Origin of the sequence: Ectothiorhodospira lacustris, assembly GCF_022227845.1 — a bacterium.
Taxonomy (GTDB): Bacteria; Pseudomonadota; Gammaproteobacteria; order Ectothiorhodospirales; family Ectothiorhodospiraceae; genus Ectothiorhodospira; species Ectothiorhodospira lacustris.
Genome location: NZ_JAJNQN010000002.1, coordinates 284,817 through 302,095 on the forward strand (window position 1 = coordinate 284,817; position 17,279 = coordinate 302,095).

The window sequence follows — 17,279 nt, forward strand, 5'->3', positions numbered from 1 at the left end:
TCGCCTCAACCCACGCGACCATATTCCTCCGCCCCGCTCAGCCAGCGCCGGATCAGCGGCTCCACATGGTCGGGGTGGTCCCGCATCAGCCGGGCCGCCGCCGCCTTCACCGTGTCCAGCAGATCCTGATCCCGGACGATCTCGGCAATGCGAAACTGCATCATCCCCGTCTGCCGGGTGCCCAGCACCTCCCCCGGCCCCCGCAACTCCAGATCGATACGGGCAATCTCGAACCCGTCGGTGGTGGCCCTCAGAGCCTCCAGGCGGCGCTGGGCGGTGTCCGACAGAGGGGGGCGGTAGAGCAGCACGCAGGCGCTTTCCGCCGTACCCCGCCCCACCCGACCCCGCAACTGATGCAACTGGGCCAGGCCCAGACGCTCGGCATTCTCGATGATCATGAGGGAGGCATTGGGCACGTCCACCCCCACCTCGATCACCGTGGTGGCCACCAGCAATTGCAGCTCACCGGCCTTGAAAGCGGCCATCACCGCCTCCTTCCCCCGGGGCTTCATGCGCCCATGCACCAGCCCCACCCGGAGCCCCGCCAGGGCCTCCTGCAGCTGGGCATAGGTGTCTTCGGCCGCCTGGGCCTGCAGGGCCTCGGATTCCTCGATCAGGGTGCAGACCCAGTAAGCCTGCCGCCCCTGGCCGATGGCATGGTGGATGCGTTCCACCACCTCCGCCCGGCGGGCATCGCTCACCGCCACGGTCTTCACCGGGGTACGCCCCGGCGGCAGCTCGTCAATGACCGAATAGTCCAGGTCGGCGTAGGCGGTCATGGCCAGGGTGCGGGGGATGGGGGTGGCGGTCATGATCAGCTGATGGGGCAGACGGCCGTCCCGGGCACCCTTCTCCCGCAGGGCCATGCGCTGATGCACACCGAATCGGTGCTGTTCGTCCACGATCACCAGGGCCAGGTCCTCGAAGCTCACCTCGTCCTGGAACAGGGCGTGGGTGCCCACCGCCACCCGGGCGGTACCCTCGGCCAGGGCCGCCAGGGCCTCCCGGCGGGGCCGTACCCCCTGCCTACCGGAGAACCAGGCCACTGGGATGTCCAGCGGTGCCAGCAGGGTACGAAAGTTGTGGTGGTGCTGTTCCGCCAGGATCTCCGTGGGCGCCATCACCGCGGCCTGATGACCGGCCTCCACCGCGTGCAGGCAGGCGGCCACCGCCACCAGGGTCTTGCCCGAACCCACGTCCCCCTGTACCAGCCGCAGCATGGGACTGGGCCGCGCCATGTCCCGCTCCAGCTCCCGGATCACCCGGTTCTGGGCACCGGTCAGGACAAACGGCAGGGACCGTCGCAACCGGCCGAGCAGATTGCCGTCCACCCGTATCACCGGCGCGGACCGGGCGGTGGTGCGGGTGCGCAGGCGGTACAGGCTCAAGTGATGGGCCACCAGTTCCTCGAAGGCCAGACGCCGCTGGGCGGGGTGACGGCCCGCCAGCAGTGCCGCCACGGAGACGTCCGGCGGTGGCCGATGCACGGTGCGCAGGGCCGATTCCAGATCCGGCAAGCCGGCGGCATCCAGCACCCCCGGCGGTAGCCAGTCCGGCAGGTGTTCCAGGCGGGCCAGGGCCTCGTCGGTGAGACGGCGCAGGCTGATCTGATGCAGCCCTTCCGTGGTGGGATAGACGGGAGTGAGGCAATTCTCCACCGGAGCCGAGTCATCCTGGATTACCCGGTACTCCGGGTGCACCATCTCCAGCCCCTGCCGACCGCCACGCACTTCGCCAAAGCAGCGCAGCCGCACCCCGCGCACCAGGTTGTGCTGCTGGGCGGCCGAGAAATGGAAAAATCGCAGATTGAGGGCACCGGTGCCGTCGGCCAGACGCAGGATCAGCATGCGTCGGCTGCGGGACTGGACCTCGGTGAGGGCGATCTCCCCTTCCACCACTGCCTCGTCTCCGGGGCGCAGACCGGCAACGGGCAGGACCCGGGTACGGTCCTGGTAACGCAGGGGTAGATGGAACAGCAGGTCGGTCAGGGTGTGGATGCCCAGCTTTTCCAGCCGGGCCGCCTGTTTCGGGCCGACGCCCTTGAGACTGGTGACGGGTTCGGTCATGACGCTATCCGCTTGATTCCTTTCCCGATGATGCCATGTCCCTGGCCATGATGGCCCCTCCCCCCCTGGAGGAGGGGCCGCCGGATTCCGTCAGGACAGATCCATGATCCCGTCCATCTCCACCTGGGCGTCCTTGGGCAGGCTGGCAACGCCGATGGCGGCACGGGCCGGATAGGGCTCGTGGAAGTATTCGGCCATGACCTGGTTCACGGTGGGGAAATGGGTCAGGTCGGTCAGGAAGACATTGAGCTTGACCATATCGTCCAGGGTGCCACCGGCGGCTTCGGCCACGGCCTGCAGGTTGTCGAATACCCGGCGGATCTGGGCCTCGATGGGGCCTGCCACCATGTCCATGGTCTCGGGCACCAGGGGGATCTGGCCGGACAGGTAGACGGTGGACCCCACCCGCACGGCCTGGGAGTAGGTGCCGATGGCCTGCGGGGCCTTGTCGGTGGCGATGATTTCACGGGACATGAAAGATTCCTTCTGGTCGTCGATGTGGAGGATCAACCGGGCAGCAGCGTTTCCCCGGCCAGGAGTTCGTCCAGGGTCTGGCGGCGATGGATCAGCCAGTCCCGGTCCCCGTCCACCATTACCTCCGCAGGCCGGGGACGGGTGTTGTAGTTGGAACTCATGGTGAAGCCGTAGGCCCCGGCGGATCGCACCGCCAGCAGGTCTGCGGCTACCAGGTCGAGGGTTCGCTCCTTGCCCAGGAAATCCCCGGTTTCGCAGACCGGACCCACCACGTCATAAGGGATGCCCTCGCCGCCCCGGGGACGCACCGGCACGATGTCCATCCACGCGCTGTAGAGGGAGGGCCGGATGAGATCGTTCATGGCCGCGTCCACGATGGCAAAGTGCTTGTGGCGGGTGGGCTTGAGGTATTCCACCCGGGTGAGCAGCACCCCGGCATTGCCGGCGATGGCCCGGCCGGGTTCTACCAGGATCTCGTAATGGGTATCCCGCAGCACCTCCAGCATGGCCCGGGCATACGCTTCGGGCAGGGGCGGATGCTCGTCCCGGTAACGGATTCCCAGCCCGCCCCCCAGATCCAGATGATGGAGCCGGATGCCCTCGCCCTCCAGGGTCCGGGCCAGGTGCAGGACCCGGCGCAAGGCGTCCACGAAGGGTTCCAGGCGGGTAAGCTGGGAACCGATGTGACAGTCGATGCCGATGATGTTCAGGTGCGGCAGTGCCGCGGCCCGCCGATAGAGATCCAGGGCATCGGCCACGTCCACGCCGAACTTGTTTTCCTTCAGCCCGGTGGAGATGTAGGGATGGGTCTGGGCATCCACGTCCGGATTGACCCGCAGGGACACCGGCGCCGTCACCCCCAGGGCACCGGCCTCGGCATTGAGGCGCTCCAGTTCCGCCGCCGATTCCACGTTGAAGCAGCGGATGCCCAGTTCCAGGGCACGGCGCATCTCGTCGGTCCGCTTGCCCACGCCGGAGAAGACCACCTTGCCCGGATCACCGCCGGCCCGCACCACCCGCTCCAGTTCGCCGACGGAGACGATGTCGAACCCGGACCCGAGCCGGGCCAGCAGGTTGAGTACCGCCAGACTGGAATTGGCCTTCACCGCATAGCACACCAGATGGGGATGATCCCCCAGGGCGCGATCAAACGCGTGCCAGTGACGCTCCAGGGTGGCCCGGGAATAGACGTAAAGCGGCGTTCCGTGACGCTGCGCCAGCTCTTCCAGGCTCAGGTCCTCGGCATGCAGGACCCCGTTGTGATAGTTGAAATGATCCATGGAGGTGTATGTCCGTCGCGACGCGACATGGAATGGAACAAGGTCGGAAACGCGGTCTCAGTCCGCCGCGCGACGCTCTTCCTGGGGCAGGTAGAGGTCGCCTTTCTGGCCGCAACTGGCCAGCATGCTGGCGGTGCCCAGTACCACGACCACGCCGATCAGCATCAGGTTGGACCAGCAAAAGCGCATGGGGGGGTTCCTCAATCTTTGCACAGGCAACCCGCATGATAGCATCGGGCGGGATCACCCGACTTCATAGCGGATCTTCACGATCTCGTAATGCTGCTCCCCCGCCGGGGTCTGCACCTTGACCTCGTCATCCAGGGCCTTGCCGAGCAGGGCGCGGGCCACGGGAGAATCCAGACTGATCCAGCCCCGGTCCGGATCGAACTCGTCGGCACCCACGATACGGTATTCCACCTCCCGGTCCGCTTCGTCCAGCAACGTCACCCAGGCACCGAAATAGACCTTGCCCCGGTCGGCCGGCGGCTCGCGCACCACCTTGAGGCCGGGCAGGCGCTTCTGCAGGTAACGAATCCGCCGATCGATCTCCCGCAGTTCCTTCTTGCGGTAGATGTATTCCGCATTTTCCGAGCGGTCGCCTTCCGCAGCGGCGGCGGCCAGATGACGGGTGACATCGGCGCGGCGGCCCCACAGGCCCGACAGCTCTGCATCCAGAACAGCATAGCCCTGGGGCGTGATATGGGGCGAGGATCGGGGTGCGGGTGGGCGCCAGCGGCTCATGGGCTCAAGGATCCGTCGTAAGACATCCCCACAGCATACAACGCCTTGACGGGGAGCGGGATTTGCATGGTGGTCCGCCCTCTGTCTACCATCAACTGAATACCCCTCCGGGACAACCCCATGCAGACACCCGATTACCAGGGTCATTGCCTGGCCAATCTGATGACCTCCCTGATCAGCGGCCTGGGCGGCACGCCCTCCTGTCACGGTCCCCTGCGTGCCCTGCCCCCCGAGGAAGTAGGCCGGCATCGCCATGTGGTCCTGGTGGTGGTGGATGGACTGGGTGACGGGTTCCTGAAGACCCGCCCCGCCCCGTTCCTCAACGGGCATCGCCGCGCCGGCATCCATGCCGTCTTTCCCACCACCACGGCCACCGGGATCACCACCTTCATCACCGGCGATGCCCCGGCCCAGCATGGCCTCACCGGCTGGCATGTGCATTTTCGTGAGCTGGGCACGGTACTGGCGGTACTGCCCGGCAAACCCCGCTACGGCGGAAGCGGGTATGATCGGGTGGAAGGCCTGGATGTCCTGAAGTGGCTGGGCCATGACGTCACCTTCAACCGCATCCCGGTTTCCAGCACCATGGTGGCCCCCAACAAGATCGCCAACACCCCCTTCAACAAGGCCCACAGGGGCAGGGCCCGGCTGCTGCCCTTCAGCAGCCTGCAGGACATGGTGAACCGGGTGGAACAGACGGTGAAGGGCCGGCACGGCAACCGGTATGTCTATGCCTACTGGTCGGAACTGGACAGTCTCGGCCATTACCACGGCCCCGACGCCCCCCAGACCCGCAAGCACCTGGAGGAAGTCGACCGGGCCCTGGCAAACCTGGCCGCCCGCCTGGCGGGGACCGACACCCTGCTGATCATCACCGCCGACCACGGCATGACGGCGGTGGAACACCGACTGATACTGGCGGACCATCCCGAGATCGCCGACTGTCTGACCCTGCCCCTGTGCGGTGAGCCGCGGGTGGCCTGGGCCTATGTGCGCCATGGCCGGCATGAGCGGTTCGAACGGCTGGTCAGGGAACGGCTGGGTCATGCCTGCACCCTGCGCCCCAGCGCGGAACTGCTGGAAGAAGGCTGGTTCGGCCCGGGCACGCCCCACCCCGAGCTGTCCGCGCGGATCGGGGACTATGCCCTGCTGATGCAGCCGGGGTGGATCGTCTCGGACCGGTTGCTGACGGAAAAACCCTTCGACATGAAGGGGGTGCACGGAGGTCTGACGCCCGAGGAACTGGAAGTCCCACTGGTGGTGACGGTCTGCTGAGCGGGGTGACCGTGCTATCATCGCCGGTCACCCACTGGAACAGGACACCGCCATGTCAGAAGCCCCCAACCTGTTCGACAGCGCCGCCAGCCAGACCGTGGAACTGGCCAATCGCCTGAGCGACGGCGACCCCCAGGCCGACCTGTGGGAGATTGCCGACGGTTTGCTGGCGGGCGCGGTTCACTACTGGCTGTATACACGCCAGCCCTGCGGCGACCCCCGCTGTGAGCAGTGCGCCACCATCAGCACGGCCGAGGAACGCCTTGCGGTCATGCTCAAGGATCTGGAAGAGTACGCCCGGGACAGCGATTATTTCCATTCACCCACGGACGTGAATGTGGGCAGGGCCTGAAGATGCCACATGCCCCTCTCCCCGGAGAGGGGCATGATCATCCCGGTAGCCGGATCTCCACCCGGGCGCCCCCCAGGGCCTCCGACGTCCCGATGGTCAGACGCCCCTCGTAGGCACTGACGATCTCGTTCACCACCGCCAGACCGATCCCCTGTCCCGGCACTCCTTCGTCCAGGCGCCCACCCCGAGCCAGGATGGCCGGAACCTGATCCGCAGGGATGCCGGGGCCGTCGTCCTCCACCCGCAGTACCAGCCATCGCCCTTCTGTCGCCGACGATACCCTGACCCGGCTGCGGCCGTATTTCCAGGCGTTATCCATGAGGTTGCCCAGCAGCTCCATCAGATCCCCCTCGTTACCCCGGAAACGGCTGTCGGCTGATACGTCATCGAAAAAGACCACCCCCTTGTCGGGATAGACCTTGTCCAGGGTCCGGCCCAGACGCTGCACCAGCGATGCCACTGCCATGGGAGCGGCCAGGGCCCGGTGGCCGGCGGTGGCCGCTCGCTGCAACTGATAGGCCACGATCCGGTCCATGCGTTCCAGTTGTTCAAGATCATGCCGCCGGTCTTCGTCATGACGGGATTCCAGGCTGCCCCGCAGGACCGCCAGCGGGGTCTTGAGGCTATGGGCCAGATCCGCCAGGCCATCACGGTAACGCGCCAGCTGGGCACGCTCCTGTCGCAGCAGATCATTCAGGTTATCCGTCAGAGCCTTGAGTTCCACCGGATAGCGCCCGGTCAGAGCACTCTGCTCTCCCTGCTCCATGGCGCGCAGTTCCCGCGCCACCCGGCGCAGCGGAATCAGGCCCAGATACAGGGCCAGGGACTGGGCCGCCAGCAGCAGCACCGCCAGCACCGCCAGCCAGCCCCACAGGCTGCGCCGGTAAGTACGCAGCTGGGCTTCAAGGCCGGAACGGTCCTCGCTCAGGGTGAAGGTCAGGGGCACCACGCCGCCGGGCGTCTCCCAGTCCACGGTCATGCGGGCCACGAAGGCGCGGTCATCCGGTTGCAGTCCGTAGGTTCCCAGGGCCGAAGGGGACCGCCACAGGGTTCTGCCGAGGTCATCGCCGACACGGGCATGGAGTCCGGAATCCGGCAGCATGAGTCGGGATTCGGGCAGGCGCTCCGGCAGGCTGACCCGACCGGCCGGGTCCACTTCAGCCGCACCCATCAACAGGAACAGCTGGGCCTGCAGACGCTCTTCCACCGCATAGACGGCACTGTCCCGGAATGCACGATCCAGAGCCAGGGCGGTCACGACGGCGAAGACCGCCACCACCAGGGCGGCGATCAGACTCACCCGCAGGGTCAGGGAGTTCATGTCTCCTGGTCGGGAGGCAGGGCCAGACGGTACCCCCGCCCGCGCAGGGTCTCGATAGGACTGAGTCGGCTCTCCGGGTCCAGCTTGCGACGCAGGCGCCCGATGAGCACCTCCAGCACGTTGCTGTCCCGGTCCTCGTCATGGGGGTAGAGGTAGTCGGTGAGACTCTGCTTGGAGATCACCTGACCGGGATGCCGGGCCAGATGTTCCAGTAGACGGTATTCAAACGTGGTCAGACTGACCGATTGCCCGGCCATGGTCACGGTCTGGGCCTGGGTATCGAGCACCAGCGGCCCGAAGGCAAGCCGGCCATCCGGTCTCCCCGCGGCCCGCCGCGCCAGTGCCCGGAGACGGGCGATCAGTTCTTCCATGTGAAAGGGCTTGACCAGATAATCATCCGCACCGGCCTCCAGGCCTTCCACCTTTTCCTGCCACTGCCCGCGGGCGGTCAGGATCAGGATGGGCAAACGCCGTCCCGCGGCCCGTGCCTGGCGGATCACCTCAAGGCCGGGCAAACCGGGTAGGCCCAGATCCACCACCGCCGCATCGGCCGGATACTCCAGCAACCGATAAAGACCGTCGCGCCCGTCGCCGCTGGTATCCACCATCCAGCCTTCCTGCTCCAGTCGTTCCCTGAGCCGGGTCTGCAGCGCGGTTTCATCCTCGATGACCACCACCCGCATGGGCTTACCGCCACTCACCGGTGACGGCATCCACCAGGATGTTCCGCACCCGCTGATCGTCGGTGAGGATGCGGATACGATGCACCCGGCGACCGTTCTGGGTCTGGGTCTCCGCCGACAGGACCCGCCCCCCGGTGCCGGCCTGGACCAGGGCCACGGCTTCATCAAGAGACAGTTCGCTTGACTGTTCCTGCACCGGAAACAGAAAAGCGGCGCGGGACGACTCCACCAAAGTGGCGGCACCCGCCGGGAAGGCCATTGACAGTGACAACGCCAGGCACGGCCACAATCCAGAACCTTTGGCCGGGATCAGGGCATGGCGATGGCGGGTCCAGTGCTGCATGAGTGCGAGTGTACCAGTAGCCGTTGGCAGGGTCAGGCCCCTGGGAGCATGGGTCCTGACCCGGGCGGGACCGATCCTGAAACGAGGGTCAGAAGCGGTAACGATAATTGACGTTCACGTCCACCCGCCCACCGGCATCACGATGATGAACGGGGTATGGAGGCGGCGGCGGCCGGTAATGGCTCCGGTAATGGCCCGGTCCCCGCTGCGGGACACGGGCATCCCGATACCCCTGGCGATAGCCGTCCTGATAACCGACGCCGTAACCCTGCCGATAGCCATGGGCAGATGCCCAGGGCGGCGGGCCACCCCTGGACACGGGCTGCATGTGAGACGGTGGTACTTGGTGACCAGGATGCCAGGTATGCCCCGGCCCGGCCTGCACGGCCATGGGCAACAGCAACAGTCCACCGACTGCACCCAGGACCCACACACTGCGGATAAAAGGCTTCATGATTGTAATCTCCTCTGCTGGAGGGTTCCGGACCGGTCCCGGACTTGCGGACCGGCCGTCGCCGGTGTCCGACGATGGCTCCATTGATACGCTCCACCCCCTGAATGGTGCCTGAACCTCTCGTCATGAAGCCGTGAATCAGGTATACAAAGGGGCATGGATAGCATCGGCTGGATCATCATCAGTCTCATCACCCTGTTCCTGCTGGGACAGTTCGCCCTCGTCTATCGCACCCGCGGCATGCAGGGGCGGCCGGCCCCGGACCTGAGTAATCTGATCAGTGAGGAACAAAAGGCCCACGAGACCCTGTACTTCTACTTTCACAGCCCCCGTTGCGGCATGTGCAAGGAGGTATCGACCATCCTTGATCCCCTCATGTCCGAGCGGACCGATATCATCGACATCGACGTGAGCCGTCGCCCGGACATGGCCCGGCGCTTCAAGGTCATGGGCACCCCGACCCTCATGCGGATCCGTGACGGTCGTATCGAGAAGGTGCTCATGGGCACCCGCAATGAAGAGATCGTACGCGCCTTCATCGGCTGAACACGCCCCTGCAGGAACCCTCATGCATCAAGACCCCGCCACACTGCGCGCCCATCTGCAAGGTGAAATGGGCGCCATAACCTGGCCTGAATTGCAGCCCCATTTCGCCCGCGGTGCCCTGTTGGCGGTTACCGATCCCCTGGACCTGCTGGAAGCCGCCATGGCCCTGGTTCAGGATGACAAGGCCACCGTAGAGGCCTGGCTCAAGGCCGGCACCCTACAGCAACCCGATATCGATCACGCCCGCGGCTGGGAGCACCGCCAACCCCGGTTCCAGGCCGTGGTGATCGCACCCTGGGTACTGGTCAAGGAATCCACTCCCTGACGTCCCGCCCATCCTGCGGTTCGTCCCGTGATCCGTTATCATCGGGGTTTGTAACCTCTTTACAGGAGGAGGCAACCATGATGCAGCTCAGCCCCCGCTTCGTCTGCGGGATCATCAGCCACGCTCGGGAATTCCATGCCCAGGAAGACGTAATGTTTCCGGAGGAACCCGACAACCAGAACGATGGCTGGATCGACGAGGCCCTGGCGGAACACGCGGACAACCCGGTGTATCTGGAGATCAAGAACACCATCGACGAATTGGAACCGGAACTGCAGGCCAACCTGGTGGCCCTCATGTGGCTGGGCCGGGGTGACTACACCGAGGACGAATGGGACGCAGCCCTGGAAGAGGCCAAGGACAACTGGACACCTCGTACCGCCGATTATTTGCTGGCCACCCCCATGGGAGCCGACTATCTGGCCGAAGGGCTGGCCATGTTGGGCCATTCCTGCGAGGACGAATAGCAGGGATCCACGACCCACCATGGACATCCTCTACAGCATGCGCCTGCAGGCGCGCTTCAACCGCTGGTCCAATACCCGGATCCTGGATTACTGTGACGACCTGCGCGACGAAGAGCGCAAGCACGAGATCTCGGGGCCGCAGGCTTGGTCGATTCATGGCCTGCTCAACCAGATGCTGCTGCGTGACCGGATCTGGCTCGGGCGCATGCTGAACAAACCCTACGTCCACCGCACCCCGGACCAGGTGCTCTATACCGAATATGCCCTGCTGCGGACCGAGCGCCTGCGGACCGACAGCGAGATCATGAATTTCGTGCAGAACCTGGCTTACCCCAACCTGGACCGACAGATCAGCTTCCGCCACGAGCGAAGCCAGCGGGACTGCACCCTGCTGCTGGGGGACTGCCTGCTCAGCATGCTGCATCATCAATCCCTGCAGCGGGGTCGGATGACCGTCCTGCTGTCCCAACTCGGCGTGTCCATGGGTCCCATGGATATCAGTGCCATGCCCGGCATCGTCGAGTAAACCCCGTTACATCATCCTTTCAGGTACGTTCCATGACCGATCTCCCGACCCTGATCCGCTCCGTCACCTATCATGGCCTGGAGCCGGGTGGGCGGCTCATCGTGCTGGGTGCGGTGCATGGCAACGAGACCTGCGGCACCCGGGGCATCGAGCGGGTGATGGCGGAACTGGACAGCGGGAAGCTGACCCTGGACCGTGGCCTGGTGACCTTCGTACCCGTCACCAATCCCCTGGCTTTCCAGCTCGGACAGCGCATGGGGGACCGCAACCTCAACCGCAACTTCCGCATCAGTGACACGCCGCTGGATTTTGAGGATCGTATTGCCAACCGCCTGGGGCCCCTGCTGGCCCGGCATGACGTACTGCTGGACCTGCACTCCTTCCATACCCCGGGAGAGCCCTTCGTCATGCTGGGTCCTCGGGACAATGCCGGCGAGCTGGAGCCCTTCACCCACGCCGCCGAAGAGGAGGCGCTGGCCCGGCGCCTGGGAGCCCGGCGCATCGTCGAGGGCTGGCTGGACACCTATGCCCGCGGCGTAGCCCGGCGCCTGCGCAATCCCAATGCAGACCTGCGGGCGCAGATGCTCAGCACCGACCCCAGCTACGGCATCGGCACCACCGAGTTCATGCGCGCCGGGGGTGGTTATGCCCTCACCCTGGAATGTGGTCAGCACGAGGCCCCGGAGGCGCCCGCGGTGGCCTATCAGGCCATTATCAATACCCTCGCCCACCTGCAACTGGTGGACAGCCTGCCGGCGGCGCCCCCGGGGCAGGGCCTGGAAGTACTGAAGCTGGTGGAGGTGATCGATCGGGATCACCCGGAAGACCGGTTCTCCCGGGACTGGACCAGTTTCGATCCGATCCGCAAGGGGGATGAGATCGGTCGACGCCATGACGGCACCTCGGTGTCGGCACCGGCGGACGGCTTCATCGTCTTCCCCAACCCCAATGCCCTGCCGGGCAACGAGTGGTTCTATCTGGCCGAAGCCAGCGAACGGATGAGAACGGTCTAACCGCCGTTGCGCTTGCCACGCTTCTTGCGCGCCTTCTCCACCACCGCCAGCTGAGCCATGGCCTGCAGCAGGACCGCGTGGGCCTCGTCGCGGTCGGTGTAAAGCACGCTGTTCTGCATGATGTCCTCCGCCCGGCACTTGGCCTCGTGGGCAGCCTCCTCGTCGATATCCTCGCAGCGCATGGCCGTGTCCGCCAGCACGATCACCCCGCCGGGCTGGACTTCCAGCATGCCCCCGGAGACATAGAGGTACTCTTCTTCCCCGGACCCGACCGGAATGAAACGTACGACGCCCGGAAGGATAGGCGTCAGCAGCGCCGAATGACGGGGAAAGACCCCCAACTCACCGTTGACGCCCATGATGCAGACCTGGTGGACCTCTCCGGAATACAGTCGTTCCTCGGCACTGACGATATCCAGAATCATGGTGGCGCCGTTGCGCGGCATGCTCGACACGGTCACGGTCTGCTGCTCCCCCTGGGTGCGTGTGCGGGTCGGGACAGACCCACATCCTTCATCGCCGACAGGATCATGGTAGCCACCTTGTCCCAATCATGGAGCTTGTCGGTATTGATGGTCAGGTCGAACTGGGTCGGATCATTGGTACGTCGCTGGATCAGACTCCAGAGAAACTGCTGACGCTGCTGGTTGATGGTTTCCACCTTTTCCCGGGCTTCATCTTCGGATAACCCCTCCTTCTCGGCGACTCGCCGAGCACAATGCCGCGGGGAGCCGCAGATCCGTACGCGGAAAGCCGCCCGGTCGCGCAGGAACACGTGCCCCCCGCGGCCCATGATCACTCCCCCCTCCGCGCTGATGGCCAACAGGACATTCACCAATGCCTTGCGGTAGGTACTCATGAAGTAGGCGTCTCCGGACAGCACCGAATAGACCCAGGTGCTCTTCCAAGCCGATACCTTTTCATCCAGTTCCCTGAGCAATTCCTGATCCTGTTCCGTGTGCTTGGCCAGCCGCTCCAGCAGGACCTCATCGAAATAGGATACTTTGAGTTCGCGGGCCAGTATCATGGCGATCTCCTCCCCCCCCGCTCCGTAGTCACGGGCCATGGCCACCAGCGGCATGGCACCGGGGCCGCCACGACCTGAAGTATCCTTGTCATAGGTCTGCGACCGGATGTAACGCTGGATGAGATCATTCACATCATGCTGCATGCGGGGCACCTTCAGTCAGTCTCCGGATGTCCTCCCATGTTACTCGGCTTGACATGAACAAAACCATCAGCCCGGCCAGGCACCGTACATAAACCGGGACCGGCATCGCCTCTAATCACCTGCGGCAAGCCCCCCAGCAGCGTCTATCTACCCAAAATGCCGGCCAGGGTTCCGGCGAAGGACAATCGAGCATGAACGACGAGAACCAATTCTTTCGCCCCGTGGGCGAGATCTGCCAGCGTCAGGTGGTGACCTGCCGGCCCGGCGAAGGGCTCGTTGATGTGGTAAAAGTAATGAAGGAGAAGAACATCTCCAGCGTGGTGGTCTGCGATGACGCCGGTGCCCCCATCGGCATCATCACGGACCGGGACCTGAGGAACAAGGTGGTGCCGTCGGGACGTGACCCGGTTTCCTTCAAGGTCGCGGACGTGATGAACAGCCCCCTGACCACCATCCGTGAAGAAGACGTACTCTACGAGGCGCTGTACCGGATGTCACGGCAACACATCCACCGCCTGGTGGTGGTGGATGATGACGGCGCCCTCAACGGGATCATCACCGACACGGACATCCTGCGCATGCAGAATCACTCACCCCATCAACTGGTACGGGACATCGAGAAGGCCGGGACGCCCGAGGACCTCAAGGTCCTGCACACCCGGATTCAGGATCTGGTGGTGCGACTCAGCGGCACCACCACCGGTATCCAGGACCTGGTCAAGCTCATCGCCCATCTCAATGACCAGATCCTGCTGCGCCTGATCCACTTGGTCAGGGAGAGCCACTTCCCCGATCTGCCCAAGGGTTTTGCCTTTGTGGTGATGGGCAGCGAAGGTCGCAGTGAGCAGACCCTGTCCACCGACCAGGATAATGCCATCGTCCATGCCGACGATCTCTCTGATGACGAGATCAAGCGGATCGAAGCCTTTTCCAAGGTGCTCATCGATCACCTCATCGAGATCGGTGTCCCCCCCTGCCCCGGCGGCATCATGGCCAGCAATCCTGCCTGGCGGCGCAGCCTGTCCGGCTGGTACAAGGAGTTGGACCAATGGCTCACCACCCCCAGCCCCCAGAACATCCCCAATGTGAGCATGTTCGCCGACATCCGCACCCTTTACGGCGATGCCTCCCTAGAGCGCAAACTCAAGGCCCACATCTACCACCGTCTGGCGGAAAACCGACTGTTCATCATGCGCATGGCGGAGAACATGATCCGTTTCGCCCCACCCCTGGGCTGGCTGGGCAAGATCAAGACCGGTACCCAGGGCGCACCCCGGGGGGAAGTGGACCTGAAGAAGGGCGGCATCTTCGCCATCACCGACGGCATCAAGGCCCTCGCGCTGGAGCTGAACGCCCTGGACGGCGGCACCCACCAGCGCCTCAAGGCTTTGGTGAAACAGGGGGTGCTGAAGCAGGATCAGGCCGGGGATCTGCAGGAAAGCTTTGATTTTCTGGTGCTGATGCGCCTGCGTGCCCAGGTCCGATCCGTGGAACGGGGCAACAAGCCGGACAACTGTGCGGCCCTGCAGCAGCTGAGCCAGATGGAGCAGGTGAAACTGAAGATCGCCTTCGAGGATGTCAGCAAGTTCCAGAGCTTCATCAGCGGCCACTTCAACCTCAACCTGCTGCGCTGACGGCCGGGCTGACCGGATGCCCTCCCCCCCACCCGCCCAGCCCCCCGTCGCCACCTATTCCATTGTGGCGCGTGACCCTACCAGCGGTCAGCTCGGTGTGGCGGTGCAGTCCCACCACTTTGCCGTGGGCAGCGTCGCCCCCTTCGCCAGGGCGGGCGTGGGTGCCGGCACCATACAGTCCTTTGCCAAGCTCATCTATGCCGCCGAAGGCCTGCGCCTGATGCGGGACGGCGCCAGTGCCGGCGAAGCCCTGCGCCGACTGCTGGCCCGGGACCACCACATGGATTACCGCCAGGCCGCCATGATCGACACCCGGGGCGACGTGGTGGTCCATACCGGCCGCCTGTGCATCGACGAGGCAGGTCACTGCCTGGGGGATGAGTACGCGTGCCTTGGCAACATGCTGCTCAATGACGGCACCTGGGCGGCCATGGGAAGGGCCTACGAGGCCGCCGAAGGTGATTTTCCCCATCGCCTGATCAGTGCCCTGGAGGCCGCCCAGGCCAAGGGCGGCGACCTGCGAGGACGACGTTCCGCCGCCATGATGGTGGTCAGCGGCAAGGCCACCGGAGACCCGGCCCAGGACACCATCCTGGACCTGCGGGTGGAGGACCACCCCACCCCCGTCCGAGAGCTGAAGCGCCTTGTCATCCTCAAGGAAGCCTACGAATTCAATACCCTGGGTGGGCATCACCTGCGGCATGGGGAATACGATAGAGCCATCCAGGCCTTCACCCGTGCCGAGGCACTGGCCCCGGAAGAGGATGAACTCATCTTCTGGCGATCCGTGGCCCTGATCAACGCCGGCCATGAAGCCGAGGCCCGGGCACTGCTCGGGGCGCTGTTCCAGCGCGCCCCTCACTGGTCCCTGCTCCTGAAAAGGGTGGCAAAAAGCTGCTTTTTACCCGATGATCCGGCGCTGATCGAGCGGCTGCTCCCACCGCAAGACGGCACGCCCTGAGGCGTACCCCGACCACGATCATCCTGCTCCCCTGCCATATCCTGAGCACGTCAAGGCATGACATTCGGTACTGAAGAAATCCTCATCGCCCTGCTGGTCACCCTGATCGCCGGCCTGGTCCATGGCGCCTTCGGGCTGGGGTTCCCGATGATCGCCACCCCCATCCTGGCACTGATCACCGACGTCAAGACCGCCATTTTGCTCACCCTGGCCCCCAATATCGCGGTCAACGTCTGGAGTCTGGTGCGGGGCGGCAACTGGCTCAACAGCGTGAGCCGGTTCTGGCCGGTGGCCATGTGGATGCTGGTGGGATCGGCGCTGGGCACCCTGGTATTGGTGGCCATGGACCCCAACCCCTTCCGTCTGCTGCTGGCGGCCACGGTGGTGCTCTACCTGGTGTCCGACCGCATCAAGCGTATCGACTGGCGCTGGATCGGGCGTCATCCCCGTGCCAGTGGTGCCGGGGCCGGGTTGCTGGGAGGCCTGCTGGGGGGCACCGTAAACGTCGGTGGCCCGGTGATGATGATCTATTTCCTGGAACTGCGACTCGCACCGGTGGTGTTGGTCCAGGCCATCAACCTGTGCTTCCTGCTGGGCAAGGGGACCCAGGCCATCACCTTCGCCTTCCTCGGCATGCTGGGGCTGGACCTGCTGCTGATCTCCCTGCCCCTGGGCATTGCCGCCCTGATCGGATTGCGCGGCGGCATGTGGATACGGGAGAGGGTGGCGGCGGAGACCTATCGGGGGTGGCTCAAAGCTCTGCTGTGGGTATTGTGCATCCTGCTGGTGGTCCAATTTTTCCGCGAGTTGGGATGACCAAGGGATTGACCAAGGGATGGCCCCCGGAAGACGCCATGCAAAACGCTCCGGGGGCCATCCTGACGAAAATCACATCTTTTCCTGATCCTTTTTGACGGACATGTCCTTGAGTTCCTGCAACAGTTCCCGGAAGCGCTGATCAAGCCGCTCCATAGCCGATTCCTGGGCCAGCCGCATGGACTCAAAGGTCTCCCGGGTATGACTGCTCATGCGGTCATAAACCTTGCCCACCATCTCTACTTGTTTCACCGGCAGATCATCCTGTTTTGACTCGCCTATGGCACGGGTCATTTCCGTGGTCTCGTTCATGGCCTGGGCCAGCATCTCCGTCTGACGCCTCATCAGGGACTCACTGCTTTCCATCATCGCCCGATTGGCCGCCATCATGGCTTCCACATTCCTTTTCTGCACCTCCATCAATGCGGACATGTCCATGTGCGGGATCTTGAACTGCTTCATGAACTCGTTCATCTGATCCATGTAGCGCTGCGGATCCATGAGTCTCATCAGCTCGGACATATCGAACGGGTTTTTCTCTTGCGGCATGGCTGCGATCTCCTTCTCTGGTTGCAGGGTGGATGCAAGGCTGACCCTCCATCGCTAGAGCTTAGCCTAACGCATCGGGTCCGCGTGAGGGTCCTGGCCCATTTTCACGGAAAAACAGATTGTCATCGGCGTGTGGCAACACTGTGGATAAGCTGTTTCGAACCCGTGAATAAACTTCATCCACAAACTTATCCACAATCCATACACATTTTCCGCGAAGGTTTCCCCTACGGTTCCACACAACGCATTCTGTGTACAACTTGTTGAAAAATTTAATAT

At 64.3% G+C, this 17,279-nt stretch carries 21 protein-coding genes and 1 pseudogene; 10 read left to right on the forward strand and 12 right to left on the reverse strand.

The annotated features are described in order from the left end of the window. Positions 1-5: 5 nt before the first annotated feature. The 5 genes and pseudogenes from recG to greB form a co-directional block, all read right to left on the reverse strand. A pseudogene (gene recG / locus LQ956_RS03015) lies at positions 6-2,111 on the reverse strand (ATP-dependent DNA helicase RecG); the annotation flags it as partial. Between the two features lie 45 nt (positions 2,112-2,156). After that, a complete protein-coding gene (locus LQ956_RS03020) occupies positions 2,157-2,540 on the reverse strand; it encodes a RidA family protein (protein WP_238629368.1) in 384 nt (127 codons plus the stop codon). 32 nt (positions 2,541-2,572) lie between these two features. Further along, positions 2,573-3,820, reverse strand: coding sequence for a diaminopimelate decarboxylase (lysA, locus tag LQ956_RS03025; RefSeq protein ID WP_238629369.1), 1,248 nt, complete (start codon positions 3,818-3,820; stop codon positions 2,573-2,575). Positions 3,821-3,877: 57 nt separating this feature from the next. Continuing rightward, complete coding sequence (gene lptM, locus LQ956_RS03030) at positions 3,878-4,009, reverse strand: LPS translocon maturation chaperone LptM (protein WP_008932911.1); 132 nt, start codon at positions 4,007-4,009, stop codon at positions 3,878-3,880. A 54-nt stretch (positions 4,010-4,063) separates the two neighbouring features. Then, on the reverse strand, positions 4,064-4,564 hold the full coding sequence (gene greB / locus LQ956_RS03035) for a transcription elongation factor GreB (protein ID WP_238629370.1): 501 nt from the start codon (positions 4,562-4,564) through the stop codon (positions 4,064-4,066). 120 nt (positions 4,565-4,684) lie between these two features. Here greB and LQ956_RS03040 point away from each other — a divergent pair, with 120 nt between their 5' ends. Together LQ956_RS03040 and LQ956_RS03045 are read left to right on the forward strand one after the other, a co-directional pair. After that, positions 4,685-5,839 carry an alkaline phosphatase family protein gene (locus LQ956_RS03040; protein WP_238629371.1) on the forward strand — a complete coding sequence of 385 codons (1,155 nt, stop codon included), beginning with the start codon at positions 4,685-4,687 and terminating at the stop codon, positions 5,837-5,839. A 52-nt stretch (positions 5,840-5,891) separates the two neighbouring features. Next, a complete protein-coding gene (locus tag LQ956_RS03045) occupies positions 5,892-6,191 on the forward strand; it encodes a hypothetical protein (protein WP_238620627.1) in 300 nt (99 codons plus the stop codon). 37 nt (positions 6,192-6,228) lie between these two features. Here LQ956_RS03045 and LQ956_RS03050 read toward each other — a convergent pair whose 3' ends face one another. The 4 genes from LQ956_RS03050 to LQ956_RS03065 form a co-directional block, all read right to left on the reverse strand. Further along, positions 6,229-7,512 carry an ATP-binding protein gene (locus LQ956_RS03050; protein WP_238620628.1) on the reverse strand — a complete coding sequence of 428 codons (1,284 nt, stop codon included), beginning with the start codon at positions 7,510-7,512 and terminating at the stop codon, positions 6,229-6,231. After that, the gene (locus tag LQ956_RS03055; RefSeq protein WP_238629384.1) at positions 7,509-8,195 is read right to left on the reverse strand and encodes a response regulator transcription factor; all 687 of its coding nucleotides are present in this window, start codon (positions 8,193-8,195) and stop codon (positions 7,509-7,511) included. Before LQ956_RS03055 ends, LQ956_RS03050 begins: the two co-directional genes overlap by 4 nt. A gap of 4 nt (positions 8,196-8,199) precedes the next feature. After that, a complete protein-coding gene (locus LQ956_RS03060; RefSeq protein WP_238620629.1) occupies positions 8,200-8,538 on the reverse strand; it encodes a PepSY domain-containing protein in 339 nt (112 codons plus the stop codon). Between the two features lie 88 nt (positions 8,539-8,626). Next, positions 8,627-8,992 carry a hypothetical protein gene (locus LQ956_RS03065; RefSeq protein WP_238620630.1) on the reverse strand — a complete coding sequence of 122 codons (366 nt, stop codon included), beginning with the start codon at positions 8,990-8,992 and terminating at the stop codon, positions 8,627-8,629. Between the two features lie 156 nt (positions 8,993-9,148). On the opposite strand from LQ956_RS03065, the gene LQ956_RS03070 reads away from it, so the two are divergent. The 5 genes from LQ956_RS03070 (at position 9,149) to LQ956_RS03090 (ending at position 11,869) form a co-directional block, all read left to right on the forward strand. Beyond that, positions 9,149-9,538, forward strand: a complete 390-nt coding sequence (locus LQ956_RS03070) for a thioredoxin family protein (RefSeq protein WP_238620631.1) — start codon at positions 9,149-9,151, stop codon at positions 9,536-9,538. 22 nt (positions 9,539-9,560) lie between these two features. Further along, on the forward strand, positions 9,561-9,863 hold the full coding sequence (locus LQ956_RS03075; RefSeq protein ID WP_238629372.1) for a DUF2288 domain-containing protein: 303 nt from the start codon (positions 9,561-9,563) through the stop codon (positions 9,861-9,863). Between the two features lie 77 nt (positions 9,864-9,940). Then, positions 9,941-10,330 carry a DUF3775 domain-containing protein gene (locus tag LQ956_RS03080; protein WP_238620633.1) on the forward strand — a complete coding sequence of 130 codons (390 nt, stop codon included), beginning with the start codon at positions 9,941-9,943 and terminating at the stop codon, positions 10,328-10,330. 19 nt (positions 10,331-10,349) lie between these two features. Further along, complete coding sequence (locus tag LQ956_RS03085) at positions 10,350-10,856, forward strand: DinB family protein (RefSeq protein WP_238620634.1); 507 nt, start codon at positions 10,350-10,352, stop codon at positions 10,854-10,856. 32 nt (positions 10,857-10,888) lie between these two features. Then, a complete protein-coding gene (locus LQ956_RS03090) occupies positions 10,889-11,869 on the forward strand; it encodes a M14 family metallopeptidase (protein ID WP_238620635.1) in 981 nt (326 codons plus the stop codon). Here the strand turns inward: LQ956_RS03090 and LQ956_RS03095 are convergent. Next, on the reverse strand, positions 11,866-12,330 hold the full coding sequence (locus LQ956_RS03095) for a F0F1 ATP synthase subunit epsilon (RefSeq protein ID WP_238620636.1): 465 nt from the start codon (positions 12,328-12,330) through the stop codon (positions 11,866-11,868). The two genes, LQ956_RS03090 and LQ956_RS03095, sit on opposite strands and share 4 nt — an antisense overlap. After that, a complete protein-coding gene (locus LQ956_RS03100) occupies positions 12,327-13,040 on the reverse strand; it encodes a cytidylate kinase-like family protein (protein WP_238620637.1) in 714 nt (237 codons plus the stop codon). The genes LQ956_RS03095 and LQ956_RS03100 overlap by 4 nt, the downstream gene beginning before the upstream one ends. A 191-nt stretch (positions 13,041-13,231) precedes the next feature. Here LQ956_RS03100 and LQ956_RS03105 point away from each other — a divergent pair, with 191 nt between their 5' ends. Genes LQ956_RS03105 through LQ956_RS03115 form a run of 3 tightly spaced genes read left to right on the forward strand, consistent with a single transcriptional unit; the run spans position 13,232 to position 16,451 of the window. Next, positions 13,232-14,674 (forward strand): DUF294 nucleotidyltransferase-like domain-containing protein, encoded by a 1,443-nt coding sequence (locus LQ956_RS03105; RefSeq protein WP_238620638.1) that lies wholly within the window; start codon positions 13,232-13,234, stop codon positions 14,672-14,674. Positions 14,675-14,690: 16 nt separating this feature from the next. Then, a complete protein-coding gene (locus tag LQ956_RS03110; RefSeq protein ID WP_238620639.1) occupies positions 14,691-15,635 on the forward strand; it encodes a DUF1028 domain-containing protein in 945 nt (314 codons plus the stop codon). Between the two features lie 57 nt (positions 15,636-15,692). Next, positions 15,693-16,451, forward strand: coding sequence for a sulfite exporter TauE/SafE family protein (locus tag LQ956_RS03115; RefSeq protein ID WP_238620640.1), 759 nt, complete (start codon positions 15,693-15,695; stop codon positions 16,449-16,451). Positions 16,452-16,523: 72 nt separating this feature from the next. Here LQ956_RS03115 and phaP read toward each other — a convergent pair whose 3' ends face one another. Then, on the reverse strand, positions 16,524-17,000 hold the full coding sequence (gene phaP, locus LQ956_RS03120; protein WP_238620641.1) for a TIGR01841 family phasin: 477 nt from the start codon (positions 16,998-17,000) through the stop codon (positions 16,524-16,526). Positions 17,001-17,279 lie beyond the last annotated feature (279 nt).